The 12,929-nt window shown below is 38.3% G+C and carries 11 protein-coding genes; 2 read left to right on the top strand and 9 right to left on the bottom strand.

Translation table 11 applies throughout. The features are described 5' to 3' along the window. Window positions 1-202 precede the first annotated feature (202 nt). The gene (locus COCH_RS08890) at window positions 203-2,368 is read left to right on the top strand and encodes a S46 family peptidase (RefSeq protein ID WP_015782816.1); all 2,166 of its coding nucleotides are present in this window, start codon (window positions 203-205) and stop codon (window positions 2,366-2,368) included. A gap of 52 nt (window positions 2,369-2,420) precedes the next feature. Then, window positions 2,421-3,809: an MATE family efflux transporter gene (locus COCH_RS08885; protein ID WP_015782815.1), complete on the top strand. Its 1,389-nt coding sequence runs from the start codon at window positions 2,421-2,423 to the stop codon at window positions 3,807-3,809. 95 nt (window positions 3,810-3,904) lie between these two features. Here COCH_RS08885 and COCH_RS08880 read toward each other — a convergent pair whose 3' ends face one another. From COCH_RS08880 to efp, 9 genes are all read right to left on the bottom strand, one after another. After that, the gene (locus COCH_RS08880; RefSeq protein ID WP_015782814.1) at window positions 3,905-4,513 is read right to left on the bottom strand and encodes a hypothetical protein; all 609 of its coding nucleotides are present in this window, start codon (window positions 4,511-4,513) and stop codon (window positions 3,905-3,907) included. Between the two features lie 140 nt (window positions 4,514-4,653). Continuing rightward, window positions 4,654-5,022, bottom strand: a complete 369-nt coding sequence (locus COCH_RS08875) for a hotdog family protein (RefSeq protein WP_015782813.1) — start codon at window positions 5,020-5,022, stop codon at window positions 4,654-4,656. A 16-nt stretch (window positions 5,023-5,038) separates the two neighbouring features. Further along, window positions 5,039-5,650 (bottom strand): DUF3261 domain-containing protein, encoded by a 612-nt coding sequence (locus COCH_RS08870; RefSeq protein WP_015782812.1) that lies wholly within the window; start codon window positions 5,648-5,650, stop codon window positions 5,039-5,041. Continuing rightward, window positions 5,628-6,242, bottom strand: coding sequence for a LolA family protein (locus COCH_RS08865; protein ID WP_015782811.1), 615 nt, complete (start codon window positions 6,240-6,242; stop codon window positions 5,628-5,630). The genes COCH_RS08870 and COCH_RS08865 overlap by 23 nt, the downstream gene beginning before the upstream one ends. Beyond that, entirely contained in the window at window positions 6,239-6,970 is a 732-nt protein-coding gene (locus tag COCH_RS08860) for a polysaccharide deacetylase family protein (RefSeq protein WP_015782810.1), read from the bottom strand. Before COCH_RS08860 ends, COCH_RS08865 begins: the two co-directional genes overlap by 4 nt. A 365-nt stretch (window positions 6,971-7,335) precedes the next feature. Beyond that, a complete protein-coding gene (locus COCH_RS08855; RefSeq protein WP_015782809.1) occupies window positions 7,336-8,298 on the bottom strand; it encodes a beta-ketoacyl synthase chain length factor in 963 nt (320 codons plus the stop codon). Window positions 8,299-8,386: 88 nt separating this feature from the next. Next, entirely contained in the window at window positions 8,387-11,056 is a 2,670-nt protein-coding gene (gene ccsA / locus COCH_RS08850; RefSeq protein ID WP_015782808.1) for a cytochrome c biogenesis protein CcsA, read from the bottom strand. A gap of 382 nt (window positions 11,057-11,438) precedes the next feature. Beyond that, window positions 11,439-12,356 (bottom strand): UDP-3-O-(3-hydroxymyristoyl)glucosamine N-acyltransferase, encoded by a 918-nt coding sequence (locus COCH_RS08845; RefSeq protein WP_015782807.1) that lies wholly within the window; start codon window positions 12,354-12,356, stop codon window positions 11,439-11,441. 2 nt (window positions 12,357-12,358) lie between these two features. Further along, window positions 12,359-12,925 (bottom strand): elongation factor P, encoded by a 567-nt coding sequence (efp, locus tag COCH_RS08840; RefSeq protein WP_015782806.1) that lies wholly within the window; start codon window positions 12,923-12,925, stop codon window positions 12,359-12,361. Window positions 12,926-12,929: the final 4 nt, after the last annotated feature.

The following is a 12,929-nucleotide window of genomic DNA, read 5'->3' as shown; positions in this document are numbered from 1 at the left end:
TGTTCGTCTTTTGTTCGTCTTTTGTTCGTCTTTTGTTCGTTCATTGTTCGTTCATTGTTCGTCTTTTGTTCATCTCTTTATTATCTGCCTGTCGTGCTACGACTGCCCGTGCGGTTCGCACCTGCCTATGCGACTCGCACATTTGCTAATTTGCCAATTATTCCCTATCTTTGCACCCTAATAAATCATTATATCATTTTTTATGAAGAAAATCAGTCTTATACTGTTGGCTTTTTTATTGCTCACTCCCATAGCAAAAGCCGACGAAGGAATGTGGTTTTTGATGTTCATCGAACGTCTCAACCAAAGAGATATGCAGAAGTTAGGCTTACAACTCACTGCTCAAGAAATTTATAGCATCAATAATAACAGTCTCAAAGATGCTATCGTACAATTTAATGGAGGTTGTACTGCGAGTATCATCTCCAAAGATGGCTTAGTGCTCACCAACCACCATTGTGGCTATGGCAATATCGCTCAGCTCTCCACACCTGAAAACAACCATCTAAAAAACGGATTCTGGGCACGCTCTCACGCCGAAGAACTTTCTCCTAAGCAATCATTCGTGCGTTTCTTTGTGCGTATGGACAATGTAACCGACCGTATGCTATCAGTGGTAAAACCTTCAATGAACGAAAAAGAACGCGAAGCTGCTCTTAACCAAGAAATGGCTAAAATACAAAAAGAGAACAGCGAAGGGGGTAAATACGTAGTTTCAGTACGTCCATTCTTCCAAGGTAATGAATATTATTACTTCGTATACCAAGATTTTAAAGATGTACGACTTGTAGGTACGCCTCCTGAAAGCATTGGAAAATTCGGTGGCGATACCGATAATTGGGAATGGCCTCGCCAAACAGGCGACTTCTCACTTTTCCGCGTTTACACTGATAAAGACGGTAATGCCGCCGACTATTCACCTAATAACGTACCTCTTAAAGCAAAACGTTATCTTAAAGTGAGCCTTAAAGGCGTGCAAGATAAAGATTTTGCAATGATTATGGGATACCCAGGACGTACCAACCGTTGGGAAAGCTCTTATTGGGTAGACCAAAACGTAAAATATGCCTATCCTGCGTGGGTAGAAGCCTCTAAAACAGCTATGGACGCAATGAAGCGCTTTATGGATAAAGACGATGCTGTACGCTTGCAATACGCTTCACAATATTCAAGCATTGCCAATTATTGGAAAAACCGCCAAGGTATGATTGATGCACTTACGGCTCATAAAACAGCAGCTACTAAGCGTAAAACCGAAGCTATTTTCGCCAAATGGGCTAATAAAGCTGAAAATAAGGCTGAATATGGCGACGTACTGAACACTTTATCTAATTTCTTTGAAAAAACCAATGCTAAATCAGCCGATGAGAATTATTTGGGTATGCTATGGCGTGCTTCTTTCTTCGTAAAGATTCCTACACGTTACATTAGCTTGGTAAGTAATGCTAAAAAAGGTGGTATGCCTACCGACGAATTGGAGAAAAGAGTGGACGACCTACTCACTGAGTACGATAAAGTAAACTTAGACGTAGAAAAGGCTATCCTTGCCGATATGCTGAAATTATACACTAACAAAGGTACTGATGTCCCCTCTGAACTCAAAACTATTAAAACACAGTACAAGGGTGATTTTAACAAATACGTAGAAGAGCTTTTGGCTAAGAGTATCTACCGTAGCAAAGAAACTGCTAAAGAAGGTGTTTTTCCTAAAAACAAAGTCTTTCAAAATGAAAAGCAGATAAATATGGCTTTAGCAAGCGACCCTATTTTAGCACTTTCTATAGCACTTTTTGTTAACTATCGCAACCCTTCAGAAGAACAACTTAGCTTAGAAGACAGCTATGCCAAAGCCTTCCGCAAGTTCATAAAAGGTATGCGCGATTCTAAAATCAGTACTATCTTGTATCCCGATGCCAATTCTACCCTGCGCCTTACCTATGGTACGGTCATTCCATTGGCTGCCGATAAACGCAACCCCGATGTGAAGAAGAACTACTATACTACCTTCAATACCCTAATGGCAAAGTACAAAAAAGGCGATGCCGAATTTGATATGCCACAGCGTATGCTCGACCTTTATAAGAAGAAAGAGTTTGGAAGGTATATAGACAAAGACGGTTCTATGCACGTAAACTTCCTTACTAATAACGATATCACAGGTGGTAACTCAGGTTCGCCTGTAATGAATGGTAAAGGAGAACTCATAGGGCTTGCTTTCGACGGCAATATCGAAGCAATGGCAGGCGATGTAATCTTCGACAAACAACTACAACGCACTATCAACGTAGATATCCGCTACGTCCTCTGGGTAATCGATATTTATGCCGGAGCCAAGAACATTATAAATGAAATAGAAACAGTACAGTAGATAAAAGAGTTAGGAGTTAGCATATAAGCTAATTCCTAACTCCTAAAATAGAATGAGCCTATCAAGTTATACAAAAGAATTCAAATACAACTTTAAAATTGCTTACCCCATCATATTAGGAATGCTCGGGCACACCCTTGTTGGGTTCGTAGATAATGTAATGGTAGGTAAAGTAGGTATTACCGAACTCGGAGCTGCTGCTCTGGGTAATACCGCTATATTCATTGCAATGTCGTTTGCCATTGGTTTTTCTGTTGCTAGTACTTCCTTAGTAGCAATGGCTGATGAAGCAGGTGATAAACCAACTGCTCAGTCTATTCTCAATCACGGAATGGTACTCAATGTAATATTAGGAGTAGTACTCTTCCTTTTATTGTTTTTTGTAGAACCTGTGATGCGCTATACAGGACAAAGCGAGAAAGTAATAGAGTTGGCAGTACCCTACACCCATTTGGTAGCTTTTTCGCTTATTCCATTGGGTGTTTTCACTACCTTCAAGCAGTTTGCCGATGGCTTATCAATGACCAAATATGCTATGTATGTTACTATCTTAGCAAACTTGCTAAACGTCTTTCTAAACTATCTTTTTATTTATGGTAATTGGGGTTGCCCGAAATTAGGAGTGTTAGGCGCTGGTATTGGCACCTTAGTATCACGAATTGTAATGCCTATAATGCTTTTCTTTATGCTGAAAAACTTAGAGAAGTCGCGTGAATATGTTATGAGTATCAGTTTTAAGAATATGCAACAAGCAATGTACAAAAAGATAACTGCTCTCGGACTCCCTACCGCTATGCAAATGATTTTTGAAACAGGTATCTTTACCGCAGCTATTTGGATAAGCGGTATGCTGGGCGAAAATCATTTATCAGCAAACCAAATTGCGCTCAACTTATCGAGTATGACTTTTATGGTTGCTAATGGCTTAGGAATTACCGCTATGATACGTGTAGGAAATCAATTAGGAGCGAGAAACTATGCTAATTTGCGTAGAGTAGCTATTTCGGTATTTCTGTTAGTACTCTGCACACAAGTATTTTTTGCCCTTCTTTTAGCGGTATTTCGCACTTGGTTACCGTCATTGTACTTAGAGATGGATAACATAGAAAAATTAGCTAATAATACTCTAGTAATAGGCGAAGCTACCAATCTCTTGCTCATTGCAGCTATTTTTCAAATATCCGATGGAATGCAAGTAACAGCTCTTGGTGCCTTACGTGGAGTACAAGATGCTAAAGTGCCTATGTACATCACTTTTGTAGCCTATTGGCTGATTGCCTTCCCTATTCTTTATGTGTTAGGCGTTCATACCAATTTAGGTACTATGGGTATTTGGATTGGCTTGCTCACCGGTCTCACAGTCGCTGCTGTTTGTCTTTTGTATAGGTTTAACCGTATCAGCTTACAACTGATAGCCAACAGACACCAATATACTTCTTAAAGTTTTTTGTAATTCATAAATAACAAAGGGCTGTTCAATGTACATTGAACAGCCCTTATATTTTTATTATAATAATATATAAGCTAATTTTAATCTTAATCTTCCTCTTCTCCATCCCAGTATTCCAGAAACTCCTTTATGAGCTTGGCAGGATTGGCTTTCTTTGTCCAAGAAATAGGTGTATCTTCAAAATCTCGCTGGTGAATAATGATAGGAATATTACGCCCAAATACCTTTTCTAACTCTCCGTCGTCCAACAATCGTTTGGCGAGGGCTATCACTTCTTTGATAAAGTCTTTACCAAACTTATCACCTTTTTTGAGAAGCTTATCGTAAAGATCTTCGTCTTCTTCTATGGCGCGGTCGTTTTCCTCATCAGAATAGAAATAAGGAGTTTTGGCGAACCACTGCTTGAGCAATTTGTCTTTTTTACCTCCTACGGTTTCCACTTCTGTTTGTAACCAATAATCAAAATTCCACTTGGCATCTTCTTTCGAAGTGGCGTTGTAACTCTCTTCTTTTACATTTGAAAGGGTATTATAGCCCAGTGTAATTTTAGGAAATCGCAAGTCATCATCGTCACACGTACAACAAAAAGAAAGTACGTAGACTTCTTTTTTATCCTCTTCATTTGCAATTTCTTGAATTGCATTTTTCAACTTCTCGTAACTCTTCTCTGTAAAGTTTTTTAGTTCCTTTTCCACTATAAAATATTGATGTTTTAGTTCTATTTGCTTTTAATGATTTTTTCAAAATGTCTGCAAAAGTAACTATTTTATTTTACATAGCGTAATTTTTGAGCTTTTTTTTTTCACTTCAGATAATGAATAAATAAACGAACTTTTTAAGATACTATTTTATACAAATTCGTAAGTTTTAGTGCTACCGTTTCATCAAAGGAAGTGGTATTTTTCACTTGTATATCGGCATCTTTATGCTGAATGGCGAGTGTAAGTTGCAAAATAGGGTGAGTAATGGGGTTGATAAGCGCCATAAACTTCACATTGGTAGTTTTGGCTAAAAAGAGTTTATGCCCTGTAATTTCCTCGGTAAGGTTCTTGATTATTTGCATCATACACACCCCTGGTGTAATAGGATTACCAGGAAAATGCCCTTTGAAGATAGCGTGTTGAGGGTTGAGGGTAAGAGTGCAGAGATAGTTTTCTGCGTCTTGCTTTTTTAAGCTATTGAGGGTATAAAATTCTTTTAACATCTTTGAGAATAAGCAATTAATGATTTATAATTAAGGGTTCTAAAACTATTTTAATAGTAAAAGAGTGATGTTCTATGGTTATGTTGTTGGTATTATAGGTAAAAGTAGTGTATAACTTCTTACCTTGCATATTGAGCTGTTTGAAGAGGTTGGTTCCTGAAGTAAACAAATAAACAGCATCATTCCCATCTTTGCTCTGTTGCACTTCGATAGTACCATTGGTGTATTTTTGAGTAACCTGCCAATGGGTTTTAAGAAGGTGCTTAAAGTCGGTGGTGAGGGTGCGGATTATTATTTTCTTATTCAAGCTGGGAATTACATAGTTAGTTTTTATCTTTCCTTTTTGGTTTTCAAAATCGAAAAGTGTATTCCCAAAATCAGTTGTAAGGGCTACTCGCCAAGTATTATCTGCTGCAATTTTAGCTGCTAAAAGTCCGCTAAAAGTATGTCCATAAGCGGTAATGGTAGCGCGATAGAGGTACTCCTCCCCTACCCTTATGTGAGGATTTGTAATAATTGTTTTATTTGTAGCAACTAACTGATATTCGGTAGGGAGCTTATAAGAAGGTGAGCAGCTGCTAAGGCTAAGCAATATAGCAAACAAACTACATTTTAAAATTTGCTTCATCAATTTTTGTATTTAGTTTTTTATTGCTGAATAAGATTTCGGCGTAGTCTTTCGAGGGTTCTATGAGTTTTACACGTTCCACGACACTATCAACATCAAAATACAGATGAATTTCACTCACGTATTTCAAAAGCGTCTTATCCTTGGGCAATAGTTTTACCAATATACTTTTGCCCGATTTGGCAAAGGTCATAGCAAATTCTTTCTCGTTGAACATATCGCCACTGATAGAACTCACAATGAGGTTATTTATTTTTTTGAAGACTTTATTATCGGCCTTCATCTGTGAGATATTACCTGCATCGTTTACTGTAATTTTATCTTTCTGAAAAACAATCCGATACTGGTAAGGTTTTGTATATTGCCAATTCAATTTATCTGGTTTAGCGAATGCCATTTTTCCAAAAGTCTCAATATCTTTACTCATAAAATCTAAGTGTTTTTTCTGAATAAAATCCGCTTGCATTGTTTGAATTACCTTGTTTTTAGCAATAGTTTGAGTTTTGAAGTCGCGTATTTGGACTTCGGTAAGGGCTTGGGCACTGATTGTTAAAGGTGCAACAGAAATAAGGAATATTAAGAGTTTTTTCATTCTAAATTGTTTGTAATTGTATAGTTATTTTCTTTGAGGTACTGCAATAAGCGTTCCAAAACGTTGAGGGTATGAGGCAGGCGGTCGTGCATTAAGATGATATTGCCATTGGTGAGCTTGCGAACGATGCGATGAAAGAGCTTATCCTCATTATGTATCACGGTGTCTAATGAACGTATATCCCAGCCTATAGTTTTTTTAGCTGTTGCCCTAATCGCTCTAGCAACCGGCGGTGAGGTGATTCCGTATGGAGGTCGGAAATATGGGGTAACGATATCCAAGTGCGCCAATGCTTCATCGGTATGGCGAATTTCGTTGGCAAAAGCTTTTGCGTGCAGAATATTTTTAGGCTGATGTGTAAAAGTATGGTTTGCCACTAAATGACCTTCTGCCTGCATACGTTTGACGACCTCTGGATACTTTTGTATTTGTTCGCCTACACAAAAAAAGACTGCTTTGGCATTGTATTGCTGCAAAAGGTCTAAGAATTGTGGTGTAAGTTCTGAGGGACCATCATCAAAAGTTAGTGCTATTGTTTTTGCTGGACGCCCCTTTAAGAAGTATTGTGTTTTAACAAAATAAGAGAGGCGGATATCGAATACGCCCCAAGAGGTAATGCCTAAAAACAACACTATTAATAACACATATACCCACCAAGGAGCATTTTGTATAAATGCTGTTACAAGAGTAGCTACAAATATTGCAATTATAAAAAGATGTTTGTTCAATGTTTAAATAATAAAATGTTGATACTTTGTCAAGGAAAATCTCGCACAGATTTCACAGTTTTTTTCTTTTTAATTATTCATTAATAGATATGATGTGGACAGATTAACAACTTCGTTGCTGGATTTACACAGACTGTAATACGAATACAATTGTAAAATAAAATATATTTCATATTGCTTTGAGTTACTTTTAGCGTGGCAAAAATAACATACATTTTACTTTCTTACAAATAATTTGAATTACTTTTTTCTCGAAATGTAAGAATACTGTTTTTATTAAGGGAATCTACTTTACCCAAGATTGTAGCACCAATAACATTTTTCAACTTTAGCAAAATATAGTGCCCCCTAAAAGTCGCTTTTTTTTATTTTTTTAACAGTACAAAACTGAAATCTTTGCCTCTATATGAATTTACTAATAAAATATGTTGTATGGGGGTAGGGAGGGCAAGCTCACAAATGGCGGGAAGGGTTTGCTTTTGTAGTACTTGGCAAGCAAACCAAAGTCCAAAGGCTGAAGCTGTGTAATACTCGCTACTCAGAGTTTTGTAATGCAAGGTAGGGCGTTGCCAAGAACGGTTTTCAACTTCACCAGTAAGTATCAAATCTATATTAGAAAGAGAAAGATGGTGGCGAGAAAGAAAGTCGTTAAGGGCTGTTTGTTGTTGCTCAGAGGTGAGTTCATTGTACAAAGCCACATCCACAAGTTCTCCATAGGTATTAGGAGTAGCCTCTGCTGATAAAGCAAAGAAACTTGCGCCTTCTCCCTTTTGGTCAAGCCCTACTAAATCATATAAATACAAAGTGTGCGGACTGTGTTCATCTACACCTCCTACCAAAGCAGTATTGATAGTATTTTGCTCCATTTGCATTTTAGCATCTAATAAAGCTGATTCAAATGATACAGCCCCATTTACATAGGTAAAGTTTTCTCCTTTGCAGTGTAACAAAAGGGCTATCTGACCGGCAACAGTATTGTGGGTAGATTGTATAAAAGCCGTGGGGGTAAGGTGTTCCTCGTTGTCGTTGATAAGCGCTCTAAGGAATTTTTCAGAATCTTGTAGGCACCCCATACCGGTACCCACCAAAATAGCATCGGGGGTAGTAATATGCGCTTCTTTTAGAGCTTCAGCAGCAGTAGCTATAGCCATTTTTACGCCTTTAGCCATACGACGACTGGCATTAGGGGCAATATATTCTTTATAAGAAGGTTCTTGAGCGTAACTCACTTCCTCTGGAGTAACTTTTAGGGCTTCATTGAGAAAATGAGGAGTTAAGAAAGTAGTTTGAGCCGAGATACAGGCTATTCCGTTGATATAAGACTTCATTCAATTAACAATTTACAATTAATAATTAACAATTTAGGAGTTAGAAATTAGGAATTAGGAATTAGTATTAAACTTTGTTGGTAAAAACTCATGATGTATTTTTCACTCTCAAATACGATACCAATCCTAACAACAGCACTATACCCACAGCATAATACACAAAAGTAGGGGTGATAATTTTATCGCCTGTAGCATAGCTGTGCATACCTGTAAGGTAAAAATTCACACCAAAATAAGTCATTAGGATACTGCCAAAGGCAATGATACTCAAAAAATTGAACGCCCATCGTCCGCGCCAATGGGGTATCAAGCGTAGGTGTATTACTAAGGCATAAACCATAATGCTAATCAATGCCCAAGTTTCTTTTGGATCCCACCCCCAATAACGTCCCCAACTTTCGTTTGCCCACATACCTCCTAAAAAGTTGCCTATAGTTAGCATCACAAGTCCCACTGTAAGAGCTAATTCGTTTACGATAGTGAGTTCTTGTTGTATAAGATTGATTTTATAAGCATTCTTGCGGGTAGTAACTATCATCAGTAGGAGGTTGATAACACCTAAGAGCATTCCTAAGGCAAAAGGTCCATAACTACCTACAATCACGGCAACGTGTAGCATCAGCCAATAGCTATTGAGTACGGGTTGGAGGGTTCCAATAGCAGGATCCATCCAATTCCAGTGAGCGATCATCAGTATCATAGCGGTTACAAAAGCGGTAGCAGCAACCGTGAGGGGGGAACGTCGCGAAAAGAAAAGTCCTACCCCAATAGCCGACCATCCTACATATATCATACTCTCATAAGCATCGCTAAAAGGTGCGTGACCTGAAAGATACCAACGAACAATAAGTCCCACAGTATGCAGGATAAAACAGAGCCACAGCAAGGCTATACCTATTTGGGTAAGTCTTCTAAAAAATTGTTTTGGCATAAAAATATGCCATAATAGTACTATAAATAACACTGTGCCAAGATACAAATATGCTTGAAAGAGTTGTTCAAAAATATTGATGCGATTGTACCACAATTCAGTTTGTACTTTGGCAGGTGAAGGCAATACCTCAGCCGAGTAAAACTCTTGTTGTAGTTTGATATTGTTGAGCACCTTGTCGGCTTTGCTATAATCGCCTGTTTCAGTGGCTTGTTGTAGCAAAATAAGGTAAGCTGGCAGTGCATTTTTTACAAATTGTTTGTAAAGTGGGTCGGTGATTTGTAGGGTGTCGTTTATGTAATCTAAGTGCGAAATCCACTTATAATTAGGGTCATTAGGCACAGGGAAGACCTTAAAGATATCGCCTTGTAACGCTCTGTTGAGCAAGCCAATACGTTGGTCTACTTCCTTAAAATCTTTTTGAAATTGGTTAGGAGTATTTGTGTTGTAAATATCTTTCAATAAAGGGGCGAGCTTGTACTGTCCTTTTGCATCAAAAAAATCTTTAGGCTTTACCCATTTGGTTCCTTCGGGAACTCCCAAAAAACGATGCAAACTGTCATTAGCTTTCTTCACATAGATAATGTCTGACTCATACCACGCTTGCGGACTGAGGAACATAGAAAGCAAGACTTGATCGGAAGTGAGCCCTTTATAAGTATCGTGTTTACTAAGTTTGCGTAAGAGTTCTGAAGAGAAGGTATTCACGGGCTTAAAACGCCCATCATCTTGAATGAGCATTGCACCAAACTTTTCAGCGTGCGCTTTGTTGGGTACTACCATAGGGGTTTGGGCAGTAGCCAAAGATCCAAAACATAATGCCAAAACGATTGCAAACCTTTTGGCTTGTAGGTCTTTAAGTTGCTGATTGAGTTTTCTAAATCGGGATTTGCCTACAAACATAAATGCCAGCAAACTGCCGAAGAGCAGTATATAACCTACGTAAGTGATAAGGGTACCCCAAAAGTCACGATTTACCGAGAGTATAGTACCTTGTTCATCGGGGTGAAAAGAAGATTGGAACAAGCGATAACCTTGATAATTGAGAATATGATTCATCTCAATATCATAAGGAAAGCTCTCCCCTCCCCCACTCACGGTTACTTTGCTTTTAAAGGAAGCGTAACTATTCTCGGTACCAGGGTATTTTTCGGCTATAAAATCGTTGAGGGTAAGACTAAAAGGCAATTTTTCTTCGCGTGCTCCATAGCTTAGGTGAAACTGCAAGCCGTTCAAATCTATAGAGGTAGGAGGGTGCTGTACGCCACGTTTGCCCATTACGATTACTTCCTTGCGCTGATTACCTGAAACAACCTCTAATACTAAGGCATTCATCTCCTTGCCTATGCGTTTAAATGATTTATACGTAATGCTAAAAGGTTTGCCTTTAAAGTCGGACGACCACTTGTAATGATTAGATGTATAAGGCGAGAAAAGCGCCTCTTTTTGTTTCTTTTTACGCAAGAGAGCTCCTTGATAATTGCCATCTACCATTGCAGTGATATAAGTGCGGTCGGAGAGGTAAGTATTTGTAGTTTCTCCTTCGCGTAGAGAAATCATACCTTCATTGCCAAAGTAGCGCGTAACCCCAGCCCCTATGATGATAAACACCCACGAGAGGTGCAACACCAGCACTGCCCAATTCTCTTTTTTGAGCAATCGATAGCGAGGGATATTCCCTATAAAATTTACCACAAAAAGCCCCATTATCGCCTCAAACCACCAAGTGTTATACACCCAAATACGGGCGGTATCGGTATCATAGCTATTTTCTACAAAAGTTCCTACTGCCATAGCTATAGCAAAAGCAATGAAGAGAATTGCCATCAGCTTGGTAGAATAGAAAAAAGAGATGAATCTGCGTAATTTCATAATTGGGGGCAAAGGTAGTGAGTAATTAACAAATTAGCAAATTCTTCAATTAACTAATGAAGAGAGCTGAAAATTCGGAAGAAAACAAAAAGGTTCGGAAGTAATTTTTGAGGTAAAAATAAAAGATAAGGAGTAAAATGGTTATAGTTAGCTTATACAAAGCTTATAGGAAGCTTGAACGAATCTTGGACGATTGGTATACAATAGCTATATAAAAAGTTGAGAATTAGCAGTTAAGAACTAAGAGAAAAAAGAGTTTTGATCGAAGGTAAAGTGATAAAAAACGAAAGGAACTACCTAAAAAAGCAGTTCCTTAATTGTATAACTATAAAATTACTTATTTACAATTGATAAGCTGTTTGAGTGCACTCATTTCTTTATATTTCTCACGAGCTTCACCAGCAGGATAACCAAAGTAAGTTTGTCCACCCTCTAAGGATTTAGAAATACCACTTTGGGCTAAAATTACTGCTTTCTCACCTATGGTGATACCGCTAGTCATCCCTACTTGTCCCCAAATGGTTACTTCATTTTCTATTACCACACAACCAGCAATTCCTGTTTGTGAAGCAATGAGGCACTTCTCTCCTACTACTGTATCATGACCTATATGCACTTGATTGTCTATCTTAGTTCCTTTTTTGATAGTGGTATCACCTGTTACTCCTCTATCAATAGTACAAAGAGCTCCTAAATCGACATTATCCTCAATTACTACACGACCACCGGACTTGAGCTTATCAAAACCTTCGGGACGTTTTTTGTAATAAAAAGCATCTGCTCCGAGCACTGTGCCGGCGTGAATAGTTACGTTATCACCTATCACACAATCGTCGTAGATACTCACATTAGAATGAATCCGGCAGTTGTTACCTATTACTACATTATTACCAACAAAAGCACCTGGCTGCACTACTGTATTTTCACCTATACGTGCTGAAGGAGCTATAAGTGCAGTTGCATTTTGAAAGGGTTTAAAAAAGTCAGTAAGTTTGTTGAAATCGCGAAAAGGGTCATCAGATATTAAAAGGGCCTTCCCTTCAGGGCACTCGACTTCTTTATTAATCAGTACAATAGTAGCCTTAGAATGTAATGCTTTCTCGTAATACTTAGGATGATCCACAAAGACTATATCACCTGCTTGTACCACGTGAATTTCGTTCATTCCAAGTACGGGAAAATCTTCTGCACCTACGTATTTCGCATTGATGATAGTAGCTATTTGTTTAAGGGTATAAGGCTGTGAGAAACGCATAATTAGTCTTTCATTCTTTCGACATAAGTACCTTTTTCAGTTTCTACCTTAATGCGGTCACCTTCGTTGATAAAAAGAGGTACATTCACGGTAGCTCCTGTTTCAACAGTAGCAGGTTTGGTAGCATTAGTAGCTGTATTACCTTTTACTCCTGGTTCTACGTGTGTAACGGTAAGGATGACATTGGCAGGCATTTCTACTGAAAGCGGTGTTTCGTCTTCGGCATTGAAGATCACCATCACGGTTTCTCCTTCTTTAAGCAAATCGGGGTAATCGAGCATATCTTTACGAATATGCACTTGGTTGAAGTCGTCGTTGTTCATAAATACGAACTCATCGCCTTCGGCATACAAATATTGGAAAGAACGAGTTTCGACACGTACATCTTCAATTTTGTGACCAGCAGAGAAAGTGTTGTCAAGAATTTTACCTGTGGTAACACTTTTGAGTTTAGTACGTACAAAAGCAGGCCCTTTACCTGGTTTTACGTGTAGAAATTCAATAATTTTGTAGATATCGTGATTGAAGCGAATGCATAATCCTTTTTTAATGTCTGCGGTTGTTGCCATTTAT

Source organism: Capnocytophaga ochracea DSM 7271 (assembly GCF_000023285.1).
Classification (GTDB): Bacteria; Bacteroidota; Bacteroidia; order Flavobacteriales; family Flavobacteriaceae; genus Capnocytophaga; species Capnocytophaga ochracea.
This window is presented reverse-complemented; position numbering and strand designations above follow the sequence as displayed.

What these genes read in the sequence shown, in the direction of transcription:
- COCH_RS08890 (WP_015782816.1), top strand. Translation starts at nt 203, where the DNA reads ATGAAGAAAATCAGTCTTATACTGTTGGCTTTTTTATTGCTCACTCCC.
- COCH_RS08885 (WP_015782815.1), top strand. Translation starts at nt 2,421, where the DNA reads ATGAGCCTATCAAGTTATACAAAAGAATTCAAATACAACTTTAAAATT.
- COCH_RS08875 (WP_015782813.1), bottom strand. Translation starts at nt 5,022, where the DNA reads ATGTTAAAAGAATTTTATACCCTCAATAGCTTAAAAAAGCAAGACGCA.
- COCH_RS08870 (WP_015782812.1), bottom strand. Translation starts at nt 5,650, where the DNA reads ATGAAGCAAATTTTAAAATGTAGTTTGTTTGCTATATTGCTTAGCCTT.
- COCH_RS08865 (WP_015782811.1), bottom strand. Translation starts at nt 6,242, where the DNA reads ATGAAAAAACTCTTAATATTCCTTATTTCTGTTGCACCTTTAACAATC.
- COCH_RS08855 (WP_015782809.1), bottom strand. Translation starts at nt 8,298, where the DNA reads ATGAAGTCTTATATCAACGGAATAGCCTGTATCTCGGCTCAAACTACT.
- ccsA (WP_015782808.1), bottom strand. Translation starts at nt 11,056, where the DNA reads ATGGCAATTCTCTTCATTGCTTTTGCTATAGCTATGGCAGTAGGAACT.
- COCH_RS08845 (WP_015782807.1), bottom strand. Translation starts at nt 12,356, where the DNA reads ATGCGTTTCTCACAGCCTTATACCCTTAAACAAATAGCTACTATCATC.
- efp (WP_015782806.1), bottom strand. Translation starts at nt 12,925, where the DNA reads ATGGCAACAACCGCAGACATTAAAAAAGGATTATGCATTCGCTTCAAT.